The sequence below is a fragment of the Pseudomonas sp. MF6751 genome, assembly GCF_016613265.1.
Classification (GTDB): Bacteria; Pseudomonadota; Gammaproteobacteria; order Pseudomonadales; family Pseudomonadaceae; genus Aquipseudomonas; species Aquipseudomonas fluorescens_BV.
This window is the reverse complement of record NZ_JAENSV010000001.1, coordinates 342,072-364,353: the sequence shown is the minus strand read 5'-3', so window position 1 is coordinate 364,353 and position 22,282 is coordinate 342,072. Positions and strand designations below refer to the sequence as shown.

The 22,282-nt window shown below is 60.3% G+C and carries 23 protein-coding genes; 8 read left to right on the top strand and 15 right to left on the bottom strand.

The genetic code is table 11. The annotated features are described in order from the left end of the window. Nucleotides 1-195 precede the first annotated feature (195 nt). The 6 genes from JJD66_RS01670 to prlC all read right to left on the bottom strand — a co-directional run bounded on the left by JJD66_RS01670 (nucleotide 196) and on the right by prlC (nucleotide 7,813). On the bottom strand, nucleotides 196-1,254 hold the full coding sequence (locus JJD66_RS01670; RefSeq protein ID WP_105225287.1) for a PA0069 family radical SAM protein: 1,059 nt from the start codon (nucleotides 1,252-1,254) through the stop codon (nucleotides 196-198). A gap of 82 nt (nucleotides 1,255-1,336) precedes the next feature. Beyond that, nucleotides 1,337-2,635: a cytochrome c gene (locus JJD66_RS01665; RefSeq protein ID WP_198715742.1), complete on the bottom strand. Its 1,299-nt coding sequence runs from the start codon at nucleotides 2,633-2,635 to the stop codon at nucleotides 1,337-1,339. Nucleotides 2,636-2,647: 12 nt separating this feature from the next. Beyond that, entirely contained in the window at nucleotides 2,648-4,432 is a 1,785-nt protein-coding gene (locus JJD66_RS01660; protein ID WP_032894333.1) for a GMC family oxidoreductase, read from the bottom strand. 2 nt (nucleotides 4,433-4,434) lie between these two features. Continuing rightward, on the bottom strand, nucleotides 4,435-5,187 hold the full coding sequence (locus tag JJD66_RS01655; RefSeq protein ID WP_003187325.1) for a gluconate 2-dehydrogenase subunit 3 family protein: 753 nt from the start codon (nucleotides 5,185-5,187) through the stop codon (nucleotides 4,435-4,437). Between the two features lie 302 nt (nucleotides 5,188-5,489). Then, a complete protein-coding gene (locus JJD66_RS01650; protein ID WP_105225283.1) occupies nucleotides 5,490-5,765 on the bottom strand; it encodes a YheV family putative zinc ribbon protein in 276 nt (91 codons plus the stop codon). After that, nucleotides 5,762-7,813: an oligopeptidase A gene (gene prlC, locus JJD66_RS01645; RefSeq protein ID WP_200647478.1), complete on the bottom strand. Its 2,052-nt coding sequence runs from the start codon at nucleotides 7,811-7,813 to the stop codon at nucleotides 5,762-5,764. The genes JJD66_RS01650 and prlC overlap by 4 nt, the downstream gene beginning before the upstream one ends. Nucleotides 7,814-7,914: 101 nt before the next feature. On the opposite strand from prlC, the gene JJD66_RS01640 reads away from it, so the two are divergent. Then, nucleotides 7,915-8,457, top strand: a complete 543-nt coding sequence (locus JJD66_RS01640) for a gamma carbonic anhydrase family protein (RefSeq protein ID WP_198715744.1) — start codon at nucleotides 7,915-7,917, stop codon at nucleotides 8,455-8,457. After that, a complete protein-coding gene (locus JJD66_RS01635) occupies nucleotides 8,454-9,113 on the top strand; it encodes an HAD family hydrolase (protein ID WP_057975186.1) in 660 nt (219 codons plus the stop codon). The genes JJD66_RS01640 and JJD66_RS01635 overlap by 4 nt, the downstream gene beginning before the upstream one ends. Nucleotides 9,114-9,208: 95 nt before the next feature. On the opposite strand, the gene JJD66_RS01630 is transcribed toward JJD66_RS01635, so the two are convergent. After that, entirely contained in the window at nucleotides 9,209-10,252 is a 1,044-nt protein-coding gene (locus tag JJD66_RS01630; protein ID WP_200647477.1) for an aminopeptidase, read from the bottom strand. 110 nt (nucleotides 10,253-10,362) lie between these two features. Between JJD66_RS01630 and JJD66_RS01625 the strand changes: the two genes are divergently transcribed. Beyond that, complete coding sequence (locus JJD66_RS01625; RefSeq protein WP_200647476.1) at nucleotides 10,363-10,785, top strand: PA0061/PA0062 family lipoprotein; 423 nt, start codon at nucleotides 10,363-10,365, stop codon at nucleotides 10,783-10,785. A gap of 1 nt (nucleotide 10,786) precedes the next feature. Here the strand turns inward: JJD66_RS01625 and JJD66_RS01620 are convergent, their stop codons facing one another. Continuing rightward, the gene (locus JJD66_RS01620) at nucleotides 10,787-11,026 is read right to left on the bottom strand and encodes a DUF1161 domain-containing protein (RefSeq protein ID WP_003187312.1); all 240 of its coding nucleotides are present in this window, start codon (nucleotides 11,024-11,026) and stop codon (nucleotides 10,787-10,789) included. A gap of 211 nt (nucleotides 11,027-11,237) precedes the next feature. Further along, on the bottom strand, nucleotides 11,238-11,669 hold the full coding sequence (locus JJD66_RS01615; RefSeq protein ID WP_003187311.1) for an OsmC family protein: 432 nt from the start codon (nucleotides 11,667-11,669) through the stop codon (nucleotides 11,238-11,240). Between the two features lie 217 nt (nucleotides 11,670-11,886). Between JJD66_RS01615 and JJD66_RS01610 the strand changes: the two genes are divergently transcribed. Beyond that, complete coding sequence (locus JJD66_RS01610) at nucleotides 11,887-12,888, top strand: LLM class flavin-dependent oxidoreductase (protein WP_200647475.1); 1,002 nt, start codon at nucleotides 11,887-11,889, stop codon at nucleotides 12,886-12,888. A gap of 136 nt (nucleotides 12,889-13,024) precedes the next feature. Here JJD66_RS01610 and JJD66_RS01605 read toward each other — a convergent pair whose 3' ends face one another. Both JJD66_RS01605 and JJD66_RS01600 read right to left on the bottom strand, forming a co-directional pair. Continuing rightward, nucleotides 13,025-13,252: a DUF1161 domain-containing protein gene (locus JJD66_RS01605; protein WP_034129210.1), complete on the bottom strand. Its 228-nt coding sequence runs from the start codon at nucleotides 13,250-13,252 to the stop codon at nucleotides 13,025-13,027. A 116-nt stretch (nucleotides 13,253-13,368) separates the two neighbouring features. Beyond that, nucleotides 13,369-13,584, bottom strand: coding sequence for a dodecin (locus JJD66_RS01600; protein WP_005783406.1), 216 nt, complete (start codon nucleotides 13,582-13,584; stop codon nucleotides 13,369-13,371). A 157-nt stretch (nucleotides 13,585-13,741) separates the two neighbouring features. Here JJD66_RS01600 and JJD66_RS01595 point away from each other — a divergent pair, with 157 nt between their 5' ends. Continuing rightward, nucleotides 13,742-14,068, top strand: coding sequence for a DUF883 family protein (locus tag JJD66_RS01595; protein WP_003187304.1), 327 nt, complete (start codon nucleotides 13,742-13,744; stop codon nucleotides 14,066-14,068). Nucleotides 14,069-14,076: 8 nt separating this feature from the next. On the opposite strand, the gene JJD66_RS01590 is transcribed toward JJD66_RS01595, so the two are convergent. Continuing rightward, nucleotides 14,077-14,973 (bottom strand): LysR family transcriptional regulator, encoded by an 897-nt coding sequence (locus JJD66_RS01590; RefSeq protein ID WP_200647474.1) that lies wholly within the window; start codon nucleotides 14,971-14,973, stop codon nucleotides 14,077-14,079. Nucleotides 14,974-15,081: 108 nt separating this feature from the next. On the opposite strand from JJD66_RS01590, the gene trpB reads away from it, so the two are divergent. From trpB to JJD66_RS01575, 3 genes are all read left to right on the top strand, one after another. Next, nucleotides 15,082-16,308 (top strand): tryptophan synthase subunit beta, encoded by a 1,227-nt coding sequence (gene trpB / locus JJD66_RS01585; RefSeq protein WP_003187301.1) that lies wholly within the window; start codon nucleotides 15,082-15,084, stop codon nucleotides 16,306-16,308. After that, nucleotides 16,308-17,117, top strand: a complete 810-nt coding sequence (gene trpA / locus JJD66_RS01580) for a tryptophan synthase subunit alpha (RefSeq protein ID WP_116668698.1) — start codon at nucleotides 16,308-16,310, stop codon at nucleotides 17,115-17,117. The genes trpB and trpA overlap by 1 nt, the downstream gene beginning before the upstream one ends. A gap of 188 nt (nucleotides 17,118-17,305) precedes the next feature. Then, a complete protein-coding gene (locus tag JJD66_RS01575; protein WP_200647473.1) occupies nucleotides 17,306-18,964 on the top strand; it encodes an FAD-dependent oxidoreductase in 1,659 nt (552 codons plus the stop codon). Nucleotides 18,965-18,997: 33 nt separating this feature from the next. Here JJD66_RS01575 and JJD66_RS01570 read toward each other — a convergent pair whose 3' ends face one another. The 3 genes from JJD66_RS01570 to JJD66_RS01560 all read right to left on the bottom strand — a co-directional run bounded on the left by JJD66_RS01570 (nucleotide 18,998) and on the right by JJD66_RS01560 (nucleotide 22,282). Then, nucleotides 18,998-20,302 (bottom strand): MFS transporter, encoded by a 1,305-nt coding sequence (locus tag JJD66_RS01570; protein WP_200647472.1) that lies wholly within the window; start codon nucleotides 20,300-20,302, stop codon nucleotides 18,998-19,000. 162 nt (nucleotides 20,303-20,464) lie between these two features. Continuing rightward, nucleotides 20,465-21,613, bottom strand: a complete 1,149-nt coding sequence (gene dgoD, locus JJD66_RS01565; RefSeq protein ID WP_003187297.1) for a galactonate dehydratase — start codon at nucleotides 21,611-21,613, stop codon at nucleotides 20,465-20,467. Between the two features lie 48 nt (nucleotides 21,614-21,661). After that, nucleotides 21,662-22,282: a 2-dehydro-3-deoxy-6-phosphogalactonate aldolase gene (locus tag JJD66_RS01560; protein ID WP_200647471.1), complete on the bottom strand. Its 621-nt coding sequence runs from the start codon at nucleotides 22,280-22,282 to the stop codon at nucleotides 21,662-21,664.

Below are 22,282 nucleotides of genomic sequence, written 5' to 3'. Positions count from 1 at the left end.
CAGGTCAGTTCGACGCCATGGCGGTGAAATAGTTGTAAAACAAGCACCGGCCAGGCCGCCGACTCATCAGTCACTCGCTGAACAAGGTAACCGTCGAAACTTAACTCAAACTGAATGAACCGCTCTAGAACGCGGGTTTCAGTGATGTCAAAAAGCGACTATTCCTACAGCAAAGGTGCACGTCTCTCCCTCAGTCTACAACAAAGCCATCTGCCTGCCCGGTGGGCAAAACGCCGTGCAATCAAGGTTGAACCCTTCCCGCCGATTCAGCCCCAGACGCTTGATCGCCTTGCTGAAACGCTGCGCCAGCAAATCGGCAAACGGCCCTTCACCGCGCATACGCACGCCAAACCGGCTGTCATACACCTCACCCCCGCGTACTTGACGCACCAGGCTCATCACATGGGCGGCTCGCTGGGGGTAATGGGCCGCCAGCCACTCCTCGAACAACGGCGCCACCTCCAACGGCAGGCGCAGCATCATATACGCCGCGCTTTGTGCGCCGGCCGCGTGAGCTTCGGTAAGCAGGCTCTCCAGCTCGCTGTCGTTGATCATCGGGATCATTGGCGAACAAAGCACGCCCACCGGGATACCTGCGTCGCGCATTACCCGAATCGCCCGCAGCCGTGCCTTGGGGGCCGCCGTGCGCGGTTCCAGGATGCGCTTGAGCTCGTCGTCCAGGCTGGTAAGGCTGATCATCACCGCCACCAGCCGCTGGCGGGCCAACTCGGTCAGCAGGTCGAGGTCGCGCAGGATCAGCGAGCCCTTGGTGATGATAGTCACCGGGTGGCGGTAGCGCAGCAGTACTTCAAGGGTTTGCCGGGTGATCCGGTATTCGCGCTCGATTGGCTGGTACGGATCGGTATTGGAGCCCAGGTTGATCGGCGCACACACGTAGCCCGGCTTCGACAGCTGCTGTTCCAGCACATCGGCCGCATTGCTCTTGGCAATCAATCTGGTTTCAAAGTCCAGCCCGGGCGACATGTCCCAATAGGCATGGCTGGGCCGCGCATAGCAGTAGATGCAACCATGTTCACAACCACGATACGGGTTGATGGACCGATCAAACGGCAAGTCCGGCGAGTTGTTGCGCGTGATGATGGTCTTGGCCGTTTCGATACGCACTTCGGTGCCTTGGGTCGGCGGTACTTCCTGGTACCAACCGTCGTCCTCGGCCACGCTGACGGTGGGTGCAAAGCGATTATGCAGATTGGTGGCCGTACCCCGGCCACGGGGCGGCAGCGCAGTAGACATGAAAACGCCTCGATACTGTTTTTATATACAGTATCGAGGCGCGAGGTTTCTGACCAGTGCCGTTGGGCGGCCAGCGAGCTTATCAGTGCTTTTGCGTCACCTGCCCCAGGTCATCGCCCGAGGTGGTGTGCAGATCGTTTTTGCGCAGGTCCGCCACATCGCTCGCCTTGACCGGCGCGCCCTGGTTGCCCCAGCTGCCACGGATAAAACTGACCACATCCGCCACTTCCTGGTCCGACAGACGCCAGGCGAACGCCGGCATGGTGAAGGTTGACGGCGCCGCATGGGTGGCCGGCAAGGTGCCGCCGTTCAACACAATGTTGATCAACGACGTGGCATCTGCCGTCTGCAACACCGGGTTGCCCGCCAGCGCCGGGAATACCCGCGTATAGCCATGGCCGTCGGTGCGGTGGCAGGCCGCGCAGTTGTCGATATACACCGAGGCGCCCGGCTTGCTGTCATCACCTTTCCAGAGCGCTTCGGCTACCTGCTTGTCGTACTGGTGCGGCTGGTCCTTGGGATCGACCGCCGGCAGGCTCTTGAGGTATCGCGCGATAGCGGTCAGGTCATCTTCCGACATGTACTGCATGCTATGGACGACAACATCGCTCATACCGCCGAACACCGCACTGCGGTCACTGCGGCCGGTCTTGAGAAACTGCACCAGTTGCTCTTCGCTCCAGCTGCCGAGGCCGTCCTTGTGGTCGCCGCGCAGGCTTTTGGCAATCCAGCCTTCCAACGGCGCACTGCCAGAGAGGAAAGCGCTGCCGTCAGTGGCACTCAGGGCTTTTTCCTGCATGGTCAGGGCACGCGGCGTATGGCAGGCGCCGCAATGTCCGAGACCTTCCACCAGGTAGGCACCGCGATCAATCACCGGGTCGGCAGCGGCTTGCGGCTGATGCGCCTCGACTGCCGGGGCAAACATCCAGCGCCAGGCCGCCAACGGCCAACGCATGCTCAGGGGCCAGGGAATATCGCTGTCCTTGTTTTCCTGGGCAACCGGTTCGACACCCTTCATGAAGTACGCATACAGCGCTTGCATATCGCTGTCGCTGACACGTGCGTAAGACGGGTAGGGCATCGCCGGGTAAAGCGTACTACCGTTCTTGGCGACGCCATGGCGCACGGCCTTGTCGAAATCCTCGAAGCTGTAGTCGCCCAGACCGGTTTTGTCCGGGGTGATGTTGGTGGAGTAGATCACGCCAATGGGCGTTTCCATCGGCAGGCCGCCAGCGAAGGGCTTTCCACCCTTGGCGGTATGGCAGGCGACACAGTCGCCGGCGCGCGCCAGGTATTCACCCTGCTTGATCAGATCGGTTTCGGCGGCGCTGATCGAGCAGCTGCTGAACAGCGCCAGGGAGGCGATAACGAGTGCTTTCATGGTCATCGCTCCTTATGCCTGAACCAGTGGGCCGGGGTTTTTGAGGTACTGCTCGCGAATCGCTCGTGCCGACCAATAGGTCAACGCTGCCACCAGGCCGGTCGGGTTGTAGCCCAAGCCTTGTGGGAAAGCGGAAGCACCAGGGACAAAGACGTTGTGCACATCCCAGCTCTGCAAGTAGCGGTTCAACGCACTGGTTTTCGGGTCGGTGCCCATGATCGCGCCGCCGTTGAGGTGGGTGGTCTGGTAGGAGGCGGTATTGAAATGCTCACCAACCTTTTTACCCAGCACGGCGATGGCCTTGGGGTTCATGGCCTGGGCCACTTTGCCCATTTTTTCCATCATGAAGCGGTTCATCTTGATGTCGTTTTCTTGCCAGTCGAAGGTCATGCGCAGCAGCGGCAGGCCGTAGGCATCGCGGTAAACCGGGTCCAGATCCAGGTAGTTGCTCCGGTAGGATTGATGGGCACCGTGAGAATCCATTGAGACCTGATGGGTGTAATAATCGGCGGTGGCGCGCTTCCAGGCACTGCCCCAGGCCGGCGTACCCGGCGGGTTGGACGTACCGGCAATCGGCCGGCTGCCCGCCTGGTTGACCCACATCGGCGAACCACCCACGAAGCCGTGGGGGCCATGGTCAAAGTTGTCGGCGTTGAAGTCGTCGATGGCCACACCATTGCCGCCCGCGCCGATAAAGTTGTTGGTGTGGGTGTCCTTGTCGAAGAACGCCTTGATGGTGCCCATGTTCTGGTAGGCGAAGTTGCGGCCTACCACACCCTCGTTGGTAATCGGGTCGTAGGGTTTGCCGATGCCGGACAGCAGCATCAGGCGCACGTTATGGAACTGGAAGGCGCCAAGAATCACCAGGTCAGCCGGTTGTTCACACTCGCGGCCCTGGGCGTCGATGTAGGTCACGCCGGTGGCTTTCTTCTTGGTGCTGTCGAGGTTGACCTTGAGCACGTGGGAATTGGGCCGCAGCTCGAAGTTGGGCACCTGCCGCAAGGCCGGCAGGATGTTCACGTTCGGCGAAGCCTTGGAGTACATGTAGCACACGTAGCCACTGCAAAACCCGCAGAAGTTGCACGGGCCCATCTGCGCACCGTAGGGGTTGGTATACGGCCCCGACGTATTGGCCGAAGGCAGGTTGTATGGTTTGTAACCTACGTCGGTCGCCGCTTTCTGAAACAGCTGGGCGGAGACAGTATTTTTCTGCGCCTCCAGCGGGAACGGGTTGGAGCGATCCGGCGCGTAGGGGTTGCCGCCACGGCCTTCACCGACCAGTTGGCCCTTGACCGTCCAGGCTTGGCCGGAGGTGCCAAAGACTTTTTCCGCATAGTCGAAAAACGGCTCCAGCTCTTCATAGCTGACGCCGAAGTCCTGGATGGTCATGTCCTTGGGAATGAAGTTCTTCCCGTAGCGCTCTTCGTAATGGCTGCGCATGCGCAGTTCGATGGGATCAACGCGAAAATGCACGCCCGACCAGTGCAGCCCCGCACCACCAACGCCATTACCCGGCAAGAACGCGCCCAACTGACGATTGGGCAGGGCGACGTCATTCACGCTGTGGCGAATGGTCACTGTTTCTTTGGAGATGTCCTGGAACAGCTTCTTACGCACGCTGTAGGTCAATTCATCGATGACTTGGGGATAGTTGCCGTCTGGGTAAGTGTCCTGCATCGGGCCGCGCTCCAGCGCTACCACGTTGAGGCCCGCTTCTGTCAGCTCTTTGGCCATGATCGCGCCCGTCCAGCCGAAGCCCACAATCACAGCATCCACTTTCTTCATGATGGTCGCCACGTTTACGCCCTCTCTCCGCGAATGGAAACAGCCGGGAAGGGGTATTGCTCGTTGCGTTCCACCCAATCCATGAAATCGGCGCGGGCGCCGGGGAAGCCGATCATGGTCCAGCCGACCATGCCTTTATTACCGCCGTGGATAGGGTCGCAGAAGAAACCTTCCTTGGTGTTTTGCAGCAAAAGGTTGAAGAACATCTTGGGCGGCACGGCGTCGAAGTGCGCAGCAACTTCACTGCCACCAGCCTCCAGGCGTCTCAGCATATCGTCTCGGGTAGCGCTGTCTTGCGCAGCAAAAGCTTTGCCGTTGAACGCTTTCGACCAAGCATCCGTAGCAGCAATGCCGAGGCGATAGATCTCCTTGGGTACCAATTTACTTTGCCAGCCCATCTCCGGCGCCGCATCAGCGTTGAACGGGCCTTGCATGAACCACAGGGCGCCACTGGCGTAAGGGGTGTTCATCTGGCGGTCGATGTATTCCGGCGCGCCAGCTTCCAGGGCACCTGGGCCTTGGGCGTCAGCGGGAATCAAGCGCTCGACGGCGGCGTTGATAAACGCCCATTCCTCGGCCGTGAAATAGCTTGGCTCGTAGGCTTTGTCGCTGACCGCGGGTTTGGCCGGCTCGGCCTGGGCCGGTTCCGGCGTGGCCATCAACATCGAACCGCCAAGGCCGGTGCTGGCAACCGTGACCACCGGGATCAAGGTCAAGGATTTGCGTAAAAAGTCACGCCGGGGGTTGTCTTGATCTTGATCAGACATGGGTACACCTCATCATGTGGTCACGGGTTTGGCAGCCGCTTCTGGAGAGTGGCTTGTCTTTTTGAGCTGGCGCATTGGATCCAACCGATGCAAAGGATAGCTTGCAGCGGCAATCAACAGTTACAAATGATAGCAGGCTAATCATTCCCAGAAACAATTCTGCTGGGATATGAGACAAAACGCGGGCAAAAAAAGTGGGAGCGGGCTTGCTCGCGAAGGCGGTGGTCAGGCAATCATTCCATGACTGACATACCGTCTTCGCGAGCAAGCCCGCTCCCACATTTTCAGATTGCTTACGAGCGCTAGACTTTCTTGAGCTTGGGGTTCGGGAAGAACTGCACCGCTTGCACCTTAGGATCGGCCGGCGCTTTCAACGCGGAAGTATTGACCCTAGTGCCCAATTCCTTGGGCACCGACAGGCCTTGATCATTCAGCGTATCGGTATACCCGCAGGCCACGCATTCGCGGTGCGGCACGCTGTCTTCGGTCCACATCTTCAACTTGTCCGGCTCGCTGCACGCCGGGCAGACCGCCCCGGCGATAAATTGCTTTTTGGTAATCACAGGCCCTTCACTCATGCTGCCGCGTCCTCACTCAAACCGCTGTGGCGCAAGAGTGCGTCAATCGACGGCGCGCGTCCGCGGAAATCGACGAACAGCACCATCGGCGCCTGGGAGCCGCCACGGGCCAGGATGGCTTCACGGAAGGCACGCCCGGTCTGGGCGTTGAGCACGCCGTCTTCCTCAAACTTGGAGAACGCGTCCGCCGACAGCACTTCCGCCCATTTGTAGCTGTAGTAACCCGCCGCATAACCGCCGGCGAAGATGTGAGCGAAGCTGTTGGGGAAGCGGTTGTAGGCCGGTGGACGCATGACCGAGACTTCATCGCGCACGCCTTCAAGTACCTGGGCCACGCTGCGACCATCGCCATGGGTGGCGTGCAGTTCAAAGTCGAACAGCGAGAACTCCAGCTGACGCACCATCATCAGGCCGGACTGGAAGTTTTTCGCCGCGAGCATTTTTTCCAGCAGGTCCTGGGGCAGGGGCTCGCCGGTTTCGTAGTGGCCGGAGATCAGCGCCAGGCCTTCAGGCTCCCAGCACCAGTTCTCCATGAATTGGCTCGGCAGTTCCACCGCGTCCCACGCCACACCGTTGATACCGGATACGCCGGCGTGCTCCACGCGGGTGAGCAGGTGATGCAGGCCGTGGCCGAATTCGTGGAACAGAGTGGTGACTTCATCATGGGTCAGCAGGGCAGGCTTGCCGCTGTCAGCCGGGGTGAAGTTGCACACCAGGTTGGCGACGGGGCTTTGCAGCACGCCATCAAGGGTACGGCGGCGGTCACGGGCACCGTCCATCCAGGCACCGCCACGCTTGTTGGCGCGGGCATACAGGTCGAAGAAGAAACGTCCGACGTGCTCGCCATTCTCCTTGATCTCGAACAAGCGCACATCCGGGTGCCAGGTGTCGAAGCCTTTAAGCTCAGCGATCTCGATGCCGTACAGGCGCTGCACAATGGCAAACAGGCCGCCCAGCACTTTGTCGATGGGAAAGTAGGCGCGCAGCGCTTCCTGGGACACGCTGTAGCGCTGCTCACGCAGTTTTTCGCCGTAGAAACCGCTGTCCCAGCTCTGCAGATCGGCGCAGCCTTGCTCGGCGGCGTAGGCCTTGAGTTGCTGCAGGTCCTGGGCGGCGAACGGCTTGCTGCGCTTGGCCAGGTCGCGCAGGAAGCTCAGCACCTGGTCGCTGGATTCGGCCATCTTGGTGGCCAGGCTCAGCTCGGAGAACGATGCATAACCCAACAATTTGGCCAGTTCCTGACGCAGGTCGAGGATCTGTTCCATCACCGGGCCGTTATCGTTCTGACCGGCATTCGGGCCTTGGTCCGAGGCACGGGTGCAGTAGGCGGCGTACACCTCTTCACGCAGGGCGCGGTCCTGGGCGTAGGTCATGACGGCGTAGTAGCTGGGGAATTCCAACGTGATCAGCCAGCCGTCGAGGCCCTTGGCCTGGGCGGCGGCAGCCATTTGCGCCTTGGCCGAATCAGTCAGGCCGGCAAGTGTCGCCTCATCAGTGACGTGCTTGGTCCAGGCCTGGGTGGCGTCCAGCAACTGGTTGGAGAATTTGCTGCCCAACTCGGACAGCTTGCTCTGCACCTCGGCGTAGCGTTTTTGCTGCTCCGGCGGCAAATCAATACCCGACAGGCGGAAGTCACGCAGGGAGTGTTCCAGAATGGTTTTTTGCGCCACATCGAAACCGGCAGCTTCCGGGCTGTTGGCCAGGGCTTCGAAGGCCTGGAACAGCTCACGGTTCTGGCCCATTTCGGTGGAGTAGGCGCTCAATGCCGGCAGGCACGCCTCGTAGGCTTCGCGCAGTTCGGCGCTGTTGCACACGGCATTGAGGTGGCTGACCGGGCTCCAGGCCGCGCCAAGGCGATCATTGAGTTCATCCATGGCCAGGACCAGGCCTGCCCACGTCGGATTTTTACCCTGGCTTTGCAGGATCTCTGCGATTGCCACGCGGTTGTCGGCGAGGATCTGTTCGATGGCCGGCTGCACGTGCTCGGCACGGATCGCCGAGAACGGCGGCAGGTCGTAGGACTGCAAAAGAGGGTTGTTCGCGCTCACGGTGGGCACCTTGGCTGAAGAAACATGTAGAACAAAGATGGGGCCATCTTAATTACAATCAACACCCACCGCAGCTATCAGCAGAAGAGAGAGAGGCTATCGTGACCCTTCGCACCTATCAGAACCACACGCCAACCCTCGGCGCCGGGGCGTTTGTCGATATTTCGGCGGTGGTGATCGGCGATGTCGAAATCGGCACTGACAGCTCGGTTTGGCCGCTGACAGTGATTCGCGGCGACATGCACCGCATCCGCATCGGTGCGCGCACCAGCGTGCAAGACGGCTGTGTGCTGCACATTACCCATGCCGGGCCGTTCAATCCTGAAGGTTTCCCGTTGCTGATCGGCGACGATGTGACCATCGCCCATAAGGTCATGCTGCATGGCTGCACCGTGGGTAGCCGCGTCCTGATCGGCATGGGCAGTATCGTGATGGATGGCGCCATGGTTGAAGACGACGTGATCATCGGTGCCGGCAGCCTGGTGCCGCCAGGCAAGAAACTCGACAGCGGCTTTTTATATGTGGGCAGCCCGGTCAAACAGGTTCGCGCATTGACTGACAAAGAACGCGCCTTTTTCACCTACAGCGCTGCGAACTACGTGAAGCTCAAAGACCTGCACCTGGCTGAAGGATTCGATCAATGACCCTGCATCACCCCACCGTCCTATTCGACCTGGACGGCACCCTCACCGACCCACGCGAGGGCATTACCCGTTCGATCCAGTACGCCCTGGCCAAACTGGGCATTGATGAGCCCGACCTGACTAAACTCGAACACTTCATCGGCCCGCCCTTGCTGCAGGCGTTCATGCAGTTTTACGCCTTCGACGAGGCCAAGGCATGGGAGGCGGTGAATTTCTACCGTGAGCGCTTCAAGGTCACCGGCCTGTACGAAAACCGCGTGTTCGACGGCGTCATGCCGTTATTGGAAGAGCTGAACAGCCAAGGGCGCCAGCTGTACGTAGCCACCTCCAAACCGTGGGAATTTGCCCGCGAGATCGCGCGGCATTTCGACTTTGCCAAGTACTTCAAGGTGATCTACGGCAGCGAACTGGACGGCACGCGTACCAACAAGGTCGAGTTGATCGCGCATTTGATGCGTGAGGAACGGCTGGACCCGGCCACCACCTTGATGATCGGTGATCGCAAGCATGACCTGATCGGCGCACGCAGTAATGGGCTGGATTCGGCCGCCGTGGGGTATGGGTTTGGTAGTTTTGAAGAGCTGAGTGCCGAGGCACCGACCTGGCATTTCGAGACGCTGGACCAGATGCATCAGGCGTTTTTGCAGAGGTCTTAAGAGCGATTTCGCAGGCAAGCCAGCTCCCACAGTTGACCGCATCCTCATGTTGAAAATCGGTCAACTGTGGGAGCTGGCTTGCCTGCGAAGAGGCCCTAACGGCCAACCGTCTCCAACTGCCTCAACGCCGCTTTACGCTGCTCCACCGGCAACCCACCCAACCGCTCCACCGCCGCATAAAACCTCACCCAATCCCCGCCTTCCTGCGCAAACAACGCCGCAAACGCCGGCACCCATTGGTCATACAACCCAAACGGTAACAGGCGGGCATTGTTCATGGGCTGGTTGATCCAGGCGTCATAACGCTTGTCACCCTCCCATTGGCTATCGCGCAGGTGCCGGTATTCGCTGCGCAACTGCTCGAATTGCGCCACTTTGGCCCGGCGCATCGCGTCCGCTGCCAACGGCTGCGCGTACAACGCCTCCAGGCGTCTACGGGTATCGAGAATCAGCCGGATAAATTGATCGCGTTGCTTCAACGCCGCATCGCCGACAGGCGCCAGGCCCCGCGCCGCACGCCATTGGCGCGTGCCCTCCTGCTCGACAAAACTGGCATAGGACTCGTTGAACTCGGTGTCGTCCTTCATGTAGAAGCGCTGGTGGGCCAGCTCATGGAAGATCAGCGTGGCGAGGCGCTCATCGCCCCAGCTCATCATCGAACTCATGATCGGGTCGTTGAACCAGCCCAGGGTGGAATAGGCCTCCACGCCGCCGATCGACACATCCATGCCCTGTTGCCGCAACAGCGCCGCCTCGCCCCGCGCCGCGCCCTGGTTGTAGTAGCCGCGATAGGCGACGCAACCGGCGATGGGAAAGCAATGGTTCTGTGGCGACAGGGAAAATTCCTGCGTGGCGAAGACATTCCAGACCACATAGGGTCGGCCAATATCGGCATAGAGCCGGTAACTTTGATTGTCCGGCAGATGCAGGTGTTCACTGGCAAAGGTTCGAGCTTTCTGCGATTGAGCCAGATGCTCGCGCAGCAGTGGCGGGCGAGCAGGGTCGGCGATGACCTCGGCAACCGGCTCCCGGGCCCGCAACAGGTGCCACTGGCCACTCGCCAACTGGCTGTAATAACTGACACTGGAACAGCCGCTGAGCAGCACAACCATCAGCCCTGGAAGAAAACGCCTGATCATGCACTGACTGCTCCTGGATGATGGGTTCGCCAGACTATCGCGCTTGCAGGGGATTTTTCCACGGCGTGGCGTGTTTATACTCAAGCCTCTTCTCGTGTTGAGTACTTGCCATGCGCCCGCTCTTGCTTCCCGTCGCCGCTGTATTCCTCAGCGCTTGCGCCTCGACCCCCATCCCCCCCGTGGACCCGCAGCAGGCCTGGGTCGATTTCACCACGCCCACCCCGGGTTCCAAGTTGGTAATGGCTCAGCGTCTGGACGGGAAAAACCTCGACGACGGGCGCTTTTTTCAAATGCCTCCCGGCCCTCACGAGCTGATGGTGCGCTTTGACTTTGAAGTGCCCGCCGGCGGCGGCCTGGGTGGCCTCAGCCAGATGATGTATCGCACCTGCTTCATGACGCTGCAGTACAACAACTTTCAGGCCGGCCAGCGCTATGTGCTGGAAGGGCGCTCACTGGCGTTCACGCCCAACATCCGGCTGTACGACTCAACCCGCCAGCTATTGGCCGAAGAGCGCAGCGTGAACTGCATCTGAGTCAGTCGTTGTTCTTTTGATAGATGATGCGCTTGGTGCCGTTTTCGCATGAGCCGACAATCATGGCTTCGTCATGGTTCTTGGCTTCTTCGGCGGTGATGATTTCCAGGGTGTAGGACGGAATCGCCTTGGCCTGGATCTTCACTTCGATTTCTTTCCTGAGCTCTTCACAATCTTTTGGCGCGGCCACGGCCGAAGTGGCCAATACACCGCAGATGATTGCCAAGGCAAAACGTTTCATGTGTGGAGCTCCCTGAATGCGCTGCGCACGAGTGTGCGCCTAGGCTGCATGGGCTATTCGACCACATTTTGCAAACACGAGTTCTGATTTAACGCAGAACTAAACATGTGGGAGCGGGCTCGCTCGCGAATACGGAGTGTCAGCCACCGAAGATATCGGCTGATCCACCGCATTCGCGAGCAGGCCCGCTCCCACATGGATTACCGCTGTATCAGTTGACCAGCGTGGCATCCAAGGTGATGGTCGCATTCAGCACCTTGGACACCGGGCACCCTTCCTTGGCCTTTTTGCTCAGTTCATCGAACTGCGCCTGGCTCGCGCCTGGGATTTTGGCTTTCAGGATCAGATGCACTGCTGTAATCGCAAAGCCGCCCTCGACCTGGTCCAGAGTCACTTCGGCCTGGGTGTCGATGCTGTCAGCCTTGAGCCCGGCGTCGCCGAGAATCATGGAAAACGCCATGGAGAAACAGCCGGCGTGAGCCGCGCCGATCAATTCTTCAGGGTTGGTACCCTTGCCGCCCTCAAAGCGGGCCTTGAAGCCGTAGGGCGCTTCGCGCAGCACGCCGGTTTCCGTGGAAATGGAGCCCAGGCCAGTCTTCAGGTCGCCTTCCCAATGCGCGGATGCCTTTTTAACGATACTCATAGCTTTCTCCTCGAACGGTGGTTTTGCGTCGGTAAGGGTTCTGAGGATAGACGTCAAAACAAAGTTCATTCGTAAGAGAAACCTAGCAATCCAGTAGGAAATTTCAGAGCCGCCTATTGAATCTCGGGTATATGCCCTCATTGCATAGAACATGCACATGAAGCAGCAGGTTTTGGTTCGTCTAGAAAGCCTGCGCCCCCATTGGAGAAGCAGGCTTATGAAATCGCTGTCCGACGTAAAGTTCTCGACCCTCGACCTGGTGCCCGTACGCGCCAACGGCAGCCCGGCGCAGTCGCTGCGCAATTCCCTGGACCTGGCCCAGCATGTGGAGAAGTTCGGCTACCACCGTTTCTGGGTAGCTGAGCACCACAATATGGACGGCATCGCCAGTTCGGCCACCTCGGTACTGCTCGGTTACCTGGCAGGGGGCACCTCGACTATTCGAGTGGGGTCTGGCGGGGTGATGTTGCCAAACCACGCGCCACTGGTGATCGCCGAGCAGTTCGGTACGCTGGAAAGCCTCTACCCCGGTCGTATTGACCTGGGCCTGGGGCGCGCGCCCGGTTCCGACCAGATGACCGCCCGCGCCCTGCGCCGTGAACGCTCCGGCAGTGCCGATGACTTCCCCCAAGATGTGGCCGAGCTGATGGCCTACCTCGGCCCGCGTACGCCCGACCAACGGGTTATCGCGGTACCGGGCACCGGCACCAATGTGCCGGTGTGGCTGCTGGGTTCAAGCCTGTTCAGCGCACAATTGGCCGGTGAGCGTGGCTTGCCTTACGCCTTCGCCTCCCATTTCGCACCGCGCTTGATGCATGAGGCGATTCGCGTGTATCGCAATCACTTCAAGCCTTCAGCCGTGCTGGACAAGCCCTACGTGATGCTCGGCATTCCGCTGGTGGCGGCCGACACCGATGAGCAGGCCGATTACCTGGCCACCTCGGTGTACCAGCGCATCCTCGCTTTGATGCGCGGCCAGAGCCTGGTGCAGCGCCCTCCAGTAAAAACCATGGACGGCCTGTGGTTGCCCCATGAAAAAGATGCGGTCGGTAGCTTCCTCGGCTTGGCCATGGTGGGCAGCCCGGCGAAGATTCGCGGCAAGTTGGAGGTGTTGATCGAGCAGACCGGTGCCGATGAGCTGATTTTTACCAGTGACCTGTATGAGCACGCAGACCGGATTCATTCCTACGAGCTGCTTGCACAAGTAATGAAGGGCTGAATGGTCAAACGATAGACCTGTGGCGAGGGAGCTTGCTCCCGCTGGAGTGCGCAGCGCTCCCATTTTTTGGGGCCGCTACGCAGCACAGCGGGAGCAAGCTCCCTCGCCACAGGTGCGTCGCTTATACAGCACGGGGTTAGCCGCGCTTGTAGGCAATTTCCTTGGTGCCACCTTCGCAGGTGCCAACTACTTTCTGGTCACTTGGCGTAGCACCTTTGTCCACCACTTCCAGCGAATACCCCGAAGCGCCGTTGGCGTCGATTTTCGCTGCGATTTCGCTTTTCAGCTCTTCACAAGGCTTGCCCGCCGCCATAGCGGTACCCGCAATGCTCAACAACCCTACCGCTAACAGAAACTTCTTCATCCGTTACTTTCCTTGCGCTGATCAAAAAGAGCGTGCCGACGCTCATCGCGTCGGCACCCGTTGTTTGTAGCGCAGGTTATGGCAATCGGCCAGCGGGCAAAGTTCAACTCTGCCGATCAACTACTGGCAATGCGGAATCCCACTTTGAGCGTGACCTGGAAGTGCGCAGCCTTGCCATCTTTGATGTGACCACGGGTTTCGGTCACCTCAAACCACTCCAGATGCTTGATGCTTTTGTTGGCTTCAGCCAGGGCATTGTTGATCGCGTCTTCGATGCTGGTGGTGGAAGAGCCAACCAGTTCGACTTTCTTGTACGTGTGATGATCACTCATGGCGTTTCTCCTTTAGGTCGTCAATCAAGACTAGCAGTGAATGTGCGTACTGCTTCAGGCGACCGTTGGGAGGCGAAAGTTCAGAATTACTGCACTTTCTGAAACCGGCGCAGTCGGTATCTACACACGCCACTCAATCACTTCAGGAGATGTCCACATGGCCAACACTTCTTTACGCAAAGCGTCGCTGGAAAGCATGGAAGCCGAGATTTCGAGCCTGCTCAAATCGCTGGAGAGCCTCAAGGACGACGCGTCCGATGAGTCGCGCAAAACGCTGAAGGCCTTGAAAAGCAATGCCGAGAACGCCCTCAAGCACTCTCGCCACCTGATCAGCGACGCCTACGAAGAAAGCAAAGTCAAAATCCGCGAAACCAGCGCTGCCACCCGTGACTACGCACAAGAGCACCCCTGGACGACCGCCGGTGTCGCCGTTGGCGCGCTGGGCCTGCTGGCGGCTTATCTGCTGTGCAAACGCGGTGACTGATTGACCGGTTACATCGGTTGACGCAACAGCTCAGCCTTGAGCCATTGCGCCAACTGCCCGGCGCGCCCGTCTGCGGCGCGCTTGGGTAGCCACAACGCCAGGTGCGCCGGGGTTTCACTGAACCCCCAAGGCGCCACCAGGCGACCCGCTCGCAGGTCCTCTGCCACCAGCGGTTCTGGCGCAATTGCCACTCCCAAGCCGGCAACCGCCGCTTCCAGCAGATAATACAAATGCTCAAACCCCTGACCGAGTTTCAGCGCGCCGGGCTCTAGGCCGTGTTGCCGTGCCCAACTGGGCCAGGCTTGCGGTCTTGAGGTGGTGTGCAGCAAGGGTTGCTCCAGCAGATCCGACGCTGGGGCATGACGCAGTTGTTCAAAACCGGCGAAGCGGGGGCTCAAGACCGGGCCGATGCGCTCGCTGGCCAGCTCATACACCTGCATATCCGCCGGCCACGGCGGCTCAGCGAATACCAGCAAGGCATCCAGCCCCGGGCGGCGCGGGTCCAGATCGCCTTCGCCTGCCGACAGGTGCAAGCGTAAATCCGGCAAGTCGGCATTCAACCGCCCCAGCCGAGGGATAAACCAACGCGCCAGCAAGCTGCCTGAACAACCAAGAACGAAGGGCGCGTCAGCGCCGCGTTGGGTGAGTTCGGCGCACACGTCGCGCAACCGCTCGAAAGCCTCGCTGCTGGCATCTCGTAGCCTGACGCCGGCATCTGTGAGTTTAAGGCCGCGCCCATCTTTGACGAACAGGCTCACGCCCAAGTGCTCCTCCAGCACTTTCAACTGGCGGCTGACCGCGCCATGGGTTACGTGCAATAGCTCCGCAGCCTGGCTGACGCTGTTCAGGCGAGCGGTGGCTTCAAAAGCGCGCAGAGCATTGAGGGGAGGGAGGTCGCGGCTCATCTGTGAGTTTTCCTAACAGGTTACGGCGATCTTATCGGTTTTCAGGCCAGAGCGTCACGAGTAGAGTGACCGTCATTGCCTTTAAACACATTTTTCCTGGAGCGTCCCATGACTCAGTCCCAGACCGATCTACGCAACGGCCCTGACGCCAACGGCCTGTTTGGTGCGTTCGGCGGCCGCTACGTCGCTGAAACCCTGATGCCGTTGATTCTCGACCTGGCCCGTGAATACGAAGCGGCGAAGGTAGATCCGGCGTTTAACGAAGAATTGGCCTACTTTCAGCGCGATTATGTCGGGCGCCCAAGCCCGCTGTATTTTGCCGAACGCCTGACCGAGTTCTGCGGCGGCGCCAAGATCTACCTCAAGCGCGAAGAGCTCAACCACACCGGCGCGCACAAGATCAACAACTGCATCGGCCAGATCCTGCTGGCCCGGCGCATGGGCAAGAAACGCATCATCGCCGAAACCGGCGCCGGCATGCACGGCGTGGCCACCGCAACCGTGGCGGCGCGCTTTGGCCTGCAATGCGTGATCTACATGGGCACCACCGACATCGAGCGCCAGCAGGCCAACGTGTTCCGCATGAAGCTGCTGGGCGCCGAGGTCATCCCCGTGGTCGCCGGCACCGGCACCCTCAAAGACGCCATGAACGAAGCCCTGCGCGACTGGGTAACCAATGTCGACAGCACCTTCTACCTGATCGGTACCGTGGCCGGGCCACACCCATACCCGGCGATGGTGCGCGACTTCCAGGCCGTGATCGGCAAGGAGACCCGCACCCAGTTGCAAGCCCAGGAAGGCCGCCTGCCGGACAGCCTGGTGGCGTGCATCGGCGGCGGTTCCAACGCCATGGGCCTGTTCCACCCATTCCTGGATGACACCAGCGTCGAGATCATCGGTGTTGAAGCCGCAGGCCATGGCATCGAAACCGGCAAGCACGCTGCCAGCCTCAACGGCGGCGTACCGGGCGTGCTGCACGGCAACCGCACCTTCCTGCTGCAGGACGACGACGGCCAGATCATCGACGCCCACTCGATTTCCGCAGGCCTGGACTACCCCGGCATCGGCCCGGAACACGCCTGGTTGCATGACATCGGCCGCGTCCAGTACACCTCGGTGACTGACGATGAGGCCCTGCAAGCCTTCCACAAATGCTGCCGCCTGGAAGGGATCATTCCGGCACTGGAAAGCGCCCACGCCCTGGCTGAAGTATTCAAGCGCGCGCCAAACTTGCCCAAAGATCACCTGATGGTGGTCAACCTCTCGGGCCGTGGCGACAAAGACATGCAGACCGTGATGCACCATATGGAACAGTCCAAGCAGGAGAAACACTGATGAGCCGCCTGCAAACCCGCTTTGCGCAACTTAAAGAACAAAATCGCGCCGCCCTGGTGACCTTCGTCACCGCTGGCGACCCCGGCTATGACACCTCGCTGGCGATCCTCAAGGGCTTGCCGGCCGCCGGCGCCGATGTGATCGAGCTGGGCATGCCCTTCACCGACCCGATGGCCGATGGCCCGGCCATCCAGCTGGCCAATATCCGCGCACTGGCCGCCAAGCAGAACCTGTTGAAAACCCTGCAGATGGTTCGCGAGTTCCGCCAGGACAACAACGACACGCCGCTGGTGTTGATGGGCTATTTCAACCCGATCCACAAATACGGCGTGTCGCAGTTCATTGCCGATGCCAAGGCAGCTGGCGTCGACGGCCTGATCGTGGTGGACATGCCCCCCGAGCACAACGGCGAGCTGTGCGACCCGGCCCAGGCCGCAGGCATCGACTTTATCCGCCTGACCACGCCGACCACCGATGACGTGCGCCTGCCTACCGTGCTCAATGGCAGCTCCGGGTTTGTGTATTACGTGTCGGTCGCCGGTGTCACCGGGGCGGGTGCCGCCACCCTGGAACACGTCGAAGAAGCCGTGGCCCGCCTGCGCCGCCATACCGACCTGCCTATCAGCATCGGCTTTGGTATCCGCACACCGGACCAGGCAGCGGCCATCGCACGCTTGGCGGACGGGGTGGTAGTGGGTTCGGCGCTGATCGATCACATCGCCACGGCCAAGAACGACCAGCAAGCCATTGATGGCGTGCTGACCCTGTGCGCGGCGCTGTCGGAAGGTGTGCGCAACGCACGCAAGTAAGTTGCACGGCGCAACGACCGCAGCTTATACGCTAGGCTTCAAAGGAGGTGGGCATGTCGCCCACCTCCTTTTTTCAACGCACTTCGTGCCCTTTGCCGTCTAACCACCTTCGCAAGCCCCGCAGTCCTTGCCCCTCGGTCGTTAAGTTAGCCGCATCAGAAGTCATTCTTGGCTCTCAGGAGTACATCATGGCATTTGATCTCATCACCGTTTCAGACCGTCGCCACTCAACCCTGCAAAAGGGTTTCAATCTGCGCTGGCCCTTGGGCAATGTGCAGGGCCAGTCTTCGTCCAATGGCGCCAACCTGATTTACCTTTGCCGCAGCCCGCAAGACATCATGGACGCCGCCGCCCAGGCATTGGCCCTGCCCAATGGACGCATCACCGTACGCAGCGGCGGTCATCGCTACGAAGGGTTTGTCGCCAACAAGATGCCCGACAGTCCAGATGAGGTGCTGTCGATCCTGGATATCAGCGCGCTGAACCGAGTGGTCTACGATGCCAGCGGCCAGATCGGTTCCGAGCTGAGCCGCACGCAGCCTTTTCGCTACCGCTTTCGCCTGGAGGCCGGCGGCCAGAACTGGGACGCCTATGACGCGTTGTACAAGCTGGCCAACAAAACCTTGCCCGGCGGCTCATGCTATAGCGTGGGCCTGGGCGGACACATTTGCGGTGGCGGCTATGGGCTGCTGTCGCGCAAGTATGGACTGGTGTGTGACTGGCTCAGCGGGGTCGACATCCTGGTGCCTGACAGCCAAGGCAAAGGGCTCGAACCGCGCCATGTCAGCAGGGACAGCACCCAACAGGACGAATTGGACCTGTTCGCCGCGTGCTGCGGTGCGGGGGGTGGTCAATTTGGCATTATCACCAGCTATTACTTCAAGGACCTGCCACCGGCCCCCAAAGAAGTACTGTGGCTGGTGTTGGAATGGGATTGGTCAGTACTGACCCAGGATGCACTAAACAATCTGCTGGTGGCTTACCAGCTATGGTTCGCCAGTCATCAGAGCAACCCGGACACCTGGGGCCTGGCGACCAAACTGGAAATGCGCCACGAGCACACAGGCAATATCACCTTGGGCATCCATTATGTGGACAAGGAGGGTGAGCTCAACGACCGTGCGCCCTTCGATGATTTTGTCGACAAGATGCTCACGGCCATCGGCTTACCTGCCACCGAGTCGCTGGTGCCGTTTCATGTGGTCCATTTGCCGCCTGGCACAGCCGGCGGGCGCCCCATCGACTCAGTCTCATCCGCCCAGGCTGCGGCGCGGCGCCTGGATTGGCTGGTGTGCCAGCAAACCTTGAATGGTTCGGGAGACAATCAGCGTGGGCGCTATAAGTCGGCCTATCAGAAAGGTGAGTTCAGCCCCCAAGTACTACAGGCCATCTGGACTACCCTGACCTGGCCGGACCCTGACAACCACCTGACACAAAGCCTGATCCAGATTCAGTCCTTCGGCGGCCAGATCAACGCCGCCAGCGCGCCCGTGCGCAAGGAGTCGTCGGCCGCCCAGCGTTCGTCCTTCCTCAAGTGGCAACCCCAGTGTTACTGGCACGACGACAGCGCGGCCGCGGATCAAGCCCATGCCGACTGGATCCGAGGGCTGTACGTCAATGCGTTTGCCGATGCGCAAGGCGTACCGCTCAACAATGCGTTCGAAGGCTGCTACATCAATTACCCCGACCTCGACATGACCTACACAGGCGGTAATCCGGCCAACGGCAAAAACCCCCAGTGGTACAAAATCTTCTTTCCCGATCTGATGATCGAAAGCCGCTTGCGCCGTACCAAGCAGCGCTGGGACCCGCACAATATATTTCGCAACGAGATGTCGGTGCCGTAGAACGAAAAAAGGGCGACCCGAAGGTCGCCCTCTTTACAGTTCTATCCGCTCGACTTTGCCGACCAGCAATATGTAGGAAAGCGCGCCAAGCAGCGCCAGGACCGCAATGTAGGTAATGGCCGGCGCAAATGACGAGCCACTGGCCAGAAAGCCAATCACGATAGGCGTGGCAATTGCCGCCAGGTTGCCGATGAAGTTGAACACCCCGCCGGTCAGCCCCAGCAGACGGGCAGGCGCCAGGGTCGACACCAACGACCAGGTGATCGACGCCAGGCCATTGCCGAAAAACGCCACCGCCAGAAACGCGATAACCCACCCCGTCGAGTCCACATAGTTGGCCCCGATGATCGCCGTGGAAATCAGCAGCCCGCTGATGATGGGCAACTTGCGCGCAAAGCCCACCGACGCCCCACGACGAATCAGCCAATCGGAAAACACCCCCGAACACAGCACGCCCACAAACGCGGCCAGGAACGGCAAGGAGGCCAGCAAGCCAGACTGGATAAAGTCCATGCCGCGATATTTCACCAGGTACGTCGGGAACCAGGTCAGGAAGAACCACAGCGTGGAGTTCAGGCAAAACTGGCCCAGGTAGATGCCCCACAGCTTGCGTTTGCTCAGCACGATGCCGAGGTCGGTCCAGTTGAAGGGTGCCTTGACGGTTTTAGCCTGCATGTCCACCAGCCCACCACCGTCGCGGATCAGTTGGATTTCGGCTTCGTTGGCGCCTTTGAAATCTTTGGGCTCGCGGTACACCGCGTACCAGATTGCGGCCCACAGGATGCCGACGCCACCGGTCACCACAAACACCATGTGCCAGCCGTACTGGTGCTGCAGCCACGCCAGTACCGGAGTGAGGAACGCCAGGCCGACGAATTGCCCGGAGGTATAGACGCCGATAGCCGTGGCGCGCTCGCGCTCGGGAAACCAGGTGGTGACAACACGGCTGTTGATGGGATAGGCCGGCGCCTCCAACGCGCCCACGGCCATGCGCAGCACGAACAGCGCGATAAAGCTGGCGGCGAAACCGAGCATCACGGTGGCAATCGACCACAGCAGCAGGGCGGCCGTGTAGAGAATGCGCGGCGGCACCCGGTCTACCAGCCAGCCACCCGGGATTTGCATGGCGGCGTAGGTCCAGCCGAAGGCAGAAAAAATCAGCCCGACTTGCACCGGATCGATCCCCAGCTCGCTGGTCAGCGCGGGCGCAGCAATCGACAGGTTGCTACGGTCGAGGTAGTTGATGACCACGGTGATGAACAGCAGCACCATGATGAAAAAGCGCTTTCTGCTAGGCGTGACTAAAGAAGCCTGCCCGGTGAGGGATTCAGGGTGCATGGGGGTGCCTCTTTTTATATTTGTTGAGGAAGGAACGCGCTCAATGTGGGAGCTGGCTTGCCTGCGATGGCGGCATGAATGGCACCACTGCAGTGACTGACCCACCGCCATCGCAGGCAAGCCAGCTCCCACATTTTTTAGCGCGTTTCAATCAGGTGGAAATCACCACTCGGCAAAACTGCCATCGGCATGGCGCCAGATCGGGTTGCGCCAGCGATGGCCGATGGCCGCGCGCTCAACCACATACTCCTCGTTGATCTCAATGCCCAGACCCGGGCCGTTGGGGATCTTCACAAAGCCCTGGTCATAGTCGAATACGCCTGGATCACGCACATAGTCGAGCAGATCGTTGCTTTCGTTGTAATGAATACCCAGGCTCTGCTCCTGGATAAACGCGTTGTAGCAAACCGCATCCAGCTGCAGGCATGCCGCCAAGGCAATCGGGCCCAGCGGACAGTGCAGGGCCAGGGCCACGTCGTAGGCTTCGGCCATGTTGGCGATCTTGCGGGTTTCGGTGATACCACCTGCGTGGGAGGCGTCCGGCTGGATGATGTCGACGTAGCCTTCGCTGAGCACCCGCTTGAAATCCCAGCGCGAGAACAGGCGCTCGCCCAGGGCGATCGGCGTACTGGTCAGCGGGGCCAGTTCTTTGAGCGCCTCGTAGTTTTCGCTGAGCACCGGCTCTTCAATGAACATCAGTTTGTACGGGTCGAGCTCTTTCATCAGCACCTTGGCCATCGGCTTGTGCACCCGGCCATGGAAGTCGACGCCAATACCCACGTTAGGGCCGACCGCATCGCGCACGGCAGCGACGTTGGCCAGGGCCAGGTCGACTTTTTCGAAGCTGTCGACAAACTGCAATTCTTCGGTGCCATTCATCTTCACGGCTGTGAAGCCACGGGCCACCGCCTCTTTGGCGGCACGAGCAGTGTCGGCGGGGCGGTCACCGCCGATCCATGAGTACACGCGGATTTTGTCACGCACCTGTCCGCCCAGCAGATCGCTGACCGACACACCGAGGGCCTTGCCCTTGATGTCCCACAACGCCTGGTCGATGCCGGCGAGGGCGCTCATGTGCACCGCGCCACCTCGGTAGAAGCCGCCGCGATAGAGCACGGTCCAGATATCTTCGATATTGCGTGGGTCTTTGCCGATCAGGTAGTCGGACAGTTCTTCGACGGCGGCGGCCACCGTATGAGCACGGCCCTCGACCACAGGCTCACCCCAGCCGGTCACACCCTGGTCGGTTTCGACCTTGAGGAAGCACCAGCGCGGCGGAACGATAAAGGTCGTCAGTTTGGTGATTTTCATCTCTTGTCTCTCTTATAGATGCAGCGCCTGTGGGCGCGGAATATGCTCTCAGCTCAGGGCTTTCCAGGCGGCGACATAAGCCTGGGCACGGCTCGCAACCTGATCCACTGTCATGCCCGGCTTGAACAGCCCGGAACCCAACCCGAAACCCTTGGCGCCGGCGTCGGTAAACACCTGCATGTTGTCAGGGGTGATGCCGCCCACCGGCAGCAGCAACGTGCCCGTCGGCAATACCGCCAGCCACGCCTTGATCACTGAAGGGCCCATCTGCTCGGCCGGGAACAGCTTCAACACATCGGCGCCTTCGGCCAGTGCGGCAAAGGCTTCGGTAGGCGTGGCTACCCCAGGCGACAAGTACAGGCCCGCCGCTTTGGCGGCACGCAGCACCTTGGCATCGCTGTGGGGCATGACGATCACCTGGCCTCCGGCCGCCTTGACCTGTTCGACCTGCTCAGGCGTCAACACCGTGCCGGCACCGATCAGGCAATCGGCGGGCAAGCTGTCGCGCAGGGTACGGATACTGGTGTAGGGGTCTGGCGAGTTGAGCGGCACTTCGATCACGCGAAAACCCGCGTCGTACAGCACCTGGCCGACCGCCTGGGCTTCGTCGGGGCGTAGGCCGCGCAGGATGGCGATCAAACCGTTTTGTGCGAGTGCTTGCTTGAGCAT

What these genes read in the sequence shown, in the direction of transcription:
- JJD66_RS01620 (WP_003187312.1), bottom strand. Translation starts at nt 11,026, where the DNA reads ATGAAACGTTTTGCCTTGGCAATCATCTGCGGTGTATTGGCCACTTCG.
- JJD66_RS01630 (WP_200647477.1), bottom strand. Translation starts at nt 10,252, where the DNA reads ATGATCAGGCGTTTTCTTCCAGGGCTGATGGTTGTGCTGCTCAGCGGC.
- JJD66_RS01590 (WP_200647474.1), bottom strand. Translation starts at nt 14,973, where the DNA reads ATGAGCCGCGACCTCCCTCCCCTCAATGCTCTGCGCGCTTTTGAAGCC.
- JJD66_RS01605 (WP_034129210.1), bottom strand. Translation starts at nt 13,252, where the DNA reads ATGAAGAAGTTTCTGTTAGCGGTAGGGTTGTTGAGCATTGCGGGTACC.
- JJD66_RS01655 (WP_003187325.1), bottom strand. Translation starts at nt 5,187, where the DNA reads ATGTCTGATCAAGATCAAGACAACCCCCGGCGTGACTTTTTACGCAAA.
- JJD66_RS01610 (WP_200647475.1), top strand. Translation starts at nt 11,887, where the DNA reads ATGAAATCGCTGTCCGACGTAAAGTTCTCGACCCTCGACCTGGTGCCC.
- JJD66_RS01615 (WP_003187311.1), bottom strand. Translation starts at nt 11,669, where the DNA reads ATGAGTATCGTTAAAAAGGCATCCGCGCATTGGGAAGGCGACCTGAAG.
- JJD66_RS01635 (WP_057975186.1), top strand. Translation starts at nt 8,454, where the DNA reads ATGACCCTGCATCACCCCACCGTCCTATTCGACCTGGACGGCACCCTC.
- JJD66_RS01650 (WP_105225283.1), bottom strand. Translation starts at nt 5,765, where the DNA reads ATGAGTGAAGGGCCTGTGATTACCAAAAAGCAATTTATCGCCGGGGCG.
- JJD66_RS01575 (WP_200647473.1), top strand. Translation starts at nt 17,306, where the DNA reads ATGGCATTTGATCTCATCACCGTTTCAGACCGTCGCCACTCAACCCTG.
- JJD66_RS01560 (WP_200647471.1), bottom strand. Translation starts at nt 22,282, where the DNA reads ATGCTCAAGCAAGCACTCGCACAAAACGGTTTGATCGCCATCCTGCGC.
- JJD66_RS01595 (WP_003187304.1), top strand. Translation starts at nt 13,742, where the DNA reads ATGGCCAACACTTCTTTACGCAAAGCGTCGCTGGAAAGCATGGAAGCC.
- JJD66_RS01600 (WP_005783406.1), bottom strand. Translation starts at nt 13,584, where the DNA reads ATGAGTGATCATCACACGTACAAGAAAGTCGAACTGGTTGGCTCTTCC.
- trpB (WP_003187301.1), top strand. Translation starts at nt 15,082, where the DNA reads ATGACTCAGTCCCAGACCGATCTACGCAACGGCCCTGACGCCAACGGC.
- JJD66_RS01570 (WP_200647472.1), bottom strand. Translation starts at nt 20,302, where the DNA reads ATGCACCCTGAATCCCTCACCGGGCAGGCTTCTTTAGTCACGCCTAGC.
- JJD66_RS01670 (WP_105225287.1), bottom strand. Translation starts at nt 1,254, where the DNA reads ATGTCTACTGCGCTGCCGCCCCGTGGCCGGGGTACGGCCACCAATCTG.
- JJD66_RS01625 (WP_200647476.1), top strand. Translation starts at nt 10,363, where the DNA reads ATGCGCCCGCTCTTGCTTCCCGTCGCCGCTGTATTCCTCAGCGCTTGC.
- dgoD (WP_003187297.1), bottom strand. Translation starts at nt 21,613, where the DNA reads ATGAAAATCACCAAACTGACGACCTTTATCGTTCCGCCGCGCTGGTGC.
- JJD66_RS01665 (WP_198715742.1), bottom strand. Translation starts at nt 2,635, where the DNA reads ATGAAAGCACTCGTTATCGCCTCCCTGGCGCTGTTCAGCAGCTGCTCG.
- trpA (WP_116668698.1), top strand. Translation starts at nt 16,308, where the DNA reads ATGAGCCGCCTGCAAACCCGCTTTGCGCAACTTAAAGAACAAAATCGC.